The organism is Parendozoicomonas sp. 209JJ7-1, assembly GCF_058147085.1.
Genome location: NZ_JBYVJU010000178.1, coordinates 1 through 361 on the forward strand (window position 1 = coordinate 1; position 361 = coordinate 361).

Annotated in this window: 1 protein-coding gene; it reads left to right on the forward strand. The window is 49.3% G+C overall.

Annotation, left to right across the window (positions count from 1 at the left end):
- A partial coding sequence (locus tag ACY2RQ_RS19915; RefSeq protein ID WP_490114758.1) for a transposase occupies positions 1-361 on the forward strand: 361 nt, incomplete at both ends.

Consider the following 361-nt stretch of genomic DNA (forward strand, 5'->3'; position numbering starts at 1 on the left):
CCTTCTTTGGCACTGAGAGAAGCCAGCGGCTGGAATATGTCTGTTCCGATATGTGGAAACCCTATGTGAAGGCTATAGCCGAGTTCGCTGGCCAGGCGCTGCATATACTGGATCGGTTTCACATTGTTGCGATGTTGAACAAGGCGATAGATGAAATCAGAGCTTGCGAGCACAAGCAGCTACAGGCTGATGGTTACGAACCAGTTCTGAAGAAGTCTCGCTGGTGTCTGCTCAAACGGAAAGAGAACCTGTCGGAGAAAGAAGAGATCAAGCTCAGCACAGTTCTCCAGTACAACCTGAAAAGTGTCAGGGCTTATCTGCTCAGCGAAGAGTTCCAGGCATTCTGGGAATATGTTTCACC